The 3120-nt window shown below is 65.0% G+C and carries 4 protein-coding genes; all 4 read right to left on the bottom strand.

The genetic code is table 11. The annotated features are described in order from the left end of the window. The coding region (locus AC1DY5_RS49035) for an enoyl-CoA hydratase/isomerase family protein (protein WP_478121568.1) at window positions 1-480 on the bottom strand (480 nt) is incomplete at its 3' end. A gap of 226 nt (window positions 481-706) precedes the next feature. Further along, the gene (locus AC1DY5_RS49030) at window positions 707-1402 is read right to left on the bottom strand and encodes an ABC transporter ATP-binding protein (RefSeq protein WP_478121567.1); all 696 of its coding nucleotides are present in this window, start codon (window positions 1400-1402) and stop codon (window positions 707-709) included. Window position 1403: 1 nt separating this feature from the next. Next, on the bottom strand, window positions 1404-2195 hold the full coding sequence (locus AC1DY5_RS49025; RefSeq protein WP_478121566.1) for an ABC transporter ATP-binding protein: 792 nt from the start codon (window positions 2193-2195) through the stop codon (window positions 1404-1406). Between the two features lie 49 nt (window positions 2196-2244). Then, window positions 2245-3120: ABC transporter permease subunit (locus AC1DY5_RS49020; RefSeq protein WP_478121565.1), on the bottom strand; the 876-nt coding region annotated here is incomplete at its 5' end.

Raw genomic sequence — 3120 nt, 5'->3', positions numbered from 1 at the left:
CTTGACGGCCTCGCCGCTGACGATCATGTTGAGCGCGGTCTCGACGCCCAGCACGCGCGGCAGGCGCTGCGTGCCGCCGGCGCCGGGCAAGAGGCCCAGCTTGACTTCGGGCAATGCGATGCTGGTGCCAGGCGCCGCCACGCGGTAGTGGCAGCCCAGGGCCAGCTCGAGGCCGCCGCCCATGCAGACGGAATGGATCGCCGCCACGATTGGCTTGGTCGAGGCTTCGAGCGCGAGGATGACGCTCAGAAGGTTGGGTTCCTGCAGCGCCTTCGGCGTGCCGAATTCCTTGATGTCGGCGCCGCCCGAGAAGGCCTTGCCCTCGCCCGTGATGACGATCGACTTGACGGCCGGGTCGTCGATGGCCTTGGCGAGCCCGTCGGTGATGCCTACCCGGGTCGAGAAGCCGAGGCCGTTGACCGGGGGATTGTTCAGGGTGATCACGGCGACGTCGCCGAGCACTTTGTATTCAGCCGTCATGCTGCGTTCCTTTGGGATGGGAGAGGATCGAAAAAACCGGGCCCTCGCACAAAAAGCACGAGTGTTCTTTTTTAGCGGATTCTMGGCGTTTCGAGCGCCCGGGCAACCGCGCCCAGTCGCTGCCGGGACAACCCGGCTGGGGTGGCCGCCGCCGGGCCGCCCCAAGGCGGCCGCGCTCCCCCTCGGGGCGGGGCGAAGCACACGGAGTGGCGAGCCTTGGGGGCCATTAAACCTCCAGCCATTCCTTCCGGGTAGWCGCATCGGCCCTGAGACTGTTGGGCGTGCCGTCGAAGACGATGCTGCCGTGCCCCATCACCAGCGCGCGGTCGGAAATCTGCATCGCGATGGTCAGCTTCTGCTCGATCAGCAGCACCGAGATGCCCTTGTCCTTGAGGGTCCGCAGGTACTGGCCGACCAGCTCAACGATCTTCGGTGCGAGGCCTTCGGTGGGCTCGTCGATGATGATCAGGTCGGGGTCGCCCATCAGGGTGCGGCAGAGCGTCAGCATCTGCTGCTCGCCGCCCGACAGCACCCCGGCCTCTGTGTGCTGGCGCTCCTTGAGCCGCGRGAACATGCCGTACATGTCGTCGAAGGACCAGCGGCTGCCCTTGCCCTTGCCCTTCTGCCCCAGCAGCAAGTTCTGGTGCACCGTCAGCTTCGGGAAGATGTCGCGGTTCTCGGGTACGTAGCCGATGCCCRGGTGGGCAATCTCGTAGGCTTTTCGGCGGAGGATGTCCTGCTCCTTCCAGCGAAGCGTACCTTCGGCGTGCACCAGCCCCATGATCGCCTTGGCGGTGGTGGAGCGGCCGGACCCGTTGCGGCCCAGCAAGGCCACGATTTCACCGGGGCCGAGGTCAAACGAAACACCATGCAACACATGGCTCTTGCCGTAATAGGCGTGGATGTCTTGAAGCTTGAGCATGTCAGTGTCCTGCGCCCTGGGCATCGGCGACCGATGAGCCGAGGTAGGCTTCCTGGACGCGCGGATTGGCGCGCACCGCGGCCGGCGTGTCGAAGGCGATCACCTCGCCATAGACCACCACCGCGATCTTGTCGGCGAGGCCGAACACCACGCCCATGTCGTGCTCGACCGTGAGCAGCGTCTTGCCCACGGTGACCTGCTTGATCAAGGCGATGAAATGCGCAGTCTCGGTCTTGCTCATGCCCGCCGTGGGCTCGTCGAGAAGAATCACGTTGGCACCGCCGGCGATGGTCACGCCGATTTCCAGTGCACGCTGCTCGGCGTAGGTGAGGTTGACCGCCAGCACGTCGCGCTTCTTGTCGAGGCCGACCTGATGAACCAGTTCTTCGGTGCGCTCGTTGGCGTCGTCGAGCTTCGAAAGAAAGCGCAGGAAGCTGTAGCGGTAGCCCAGGCTCCACAGCACCCCGCAGCGCAGGTTCTCGAAGACGCTGAGTTTCGGGAAGATATTGGTGATCTGGAAGCTGCGCGACAGCCCCAGCCGATTGATCTCGAAGGGCTTCATGCCGTCGATGCGTTGCCCGTTCAGCAGCACCTCGCCGCTGGTGGGCGCGAGCCGTCCGCTGATCAGGTTGAACAGCGTCGACTTGCCGGCGCCGTTGGGCCCGATGATCGCGACGCGATCGCCGGCCTTCACCGCGAGGTCGACACCGCGGATGATGTCGGTCTTGCCGAAGCTCTTTCGCAAGCCCTTGAGTTCGAGTGCGCAACCCGCCGTTGTCTGCGTCTGGCTCATTGGGTACCTCCGCGCAGCAGCGCTCTCGCCTTGGGAACGGCCCGGCCGCTCATGCAACCGCCCGTCGTTTGATTTCGGCTTCGATCTGCTCCTGCGCCTGACTCCAGGCACGGGCGAAACGCCGACGCACCCATTCCAGCAAGATCAAGCCCACGAGCGCCACCGCGGCAGCGCCAAGCCAACTGCCGGCGCTGGCCGTGTTCAGCGCGAGTCCGGCGAATGGCACCTCCGGCCCCAGCGCCGCGTTCAACTGGATGTGATAGACCATTTCCACCAGCGCTGCGGCCCCTACCACCAGCAAGGCGCCGGTGGCGACGAGTCCGGCGTAGAGCGCCCAGAAGGGCTTGAACAGGCCGAACTTCGCGACCCGCAGGTTCATCATGACCAGGCTGGCGACACCACCCGGCGCGAACATGACCATGAAGAGGAAGACCAGGCCCAGATAGAGCAACCAGGCCTTGGTGAGCTCGGACAGCATGACCGACGCGAACACGAGCAGCACCGCGCCGATGATGGGGCCGAAGAAGAAGCCGGCCCCGCCGAGGAAGGTGAACAGCAGGTAGCCTCCGGAACGCACGCCGCTGAGGCTGTCGCTGGCATTCACGATCTCGAAGTTGATGGCCGACAAGCCGCCGCCGATGCCGGCGAAGAAGCCGGCGATGATGAAGGCGAAATAGCGCACGCGCTGGGTGTTGTAGCCGATGAATTCGACCCGCTCCGGGTTGTCGCGCACCGCGTTCAGGATCCGCCCCAGCGGTGTGCCCGTGAAGGCGAACATCAGCGCCGTGCAGACGAAGCAGTAGGCAGCGATCAGGTAGTACACCTGCAGTTGGGGTCCGAAGGTCAATCCCAGAAACGTGGTCCCGTAGACCCGGTTGGTCGTCACGCCGCCTTCGCCACCGAAGAATCCCGGAAACATGAGAGC

It is taken from the genome of Variovorax sp. P4_D9 (assembly GCF_056401695.1).
This window is presented reverse-complemented; position numbering and strand designations above follow the sequence as displayed.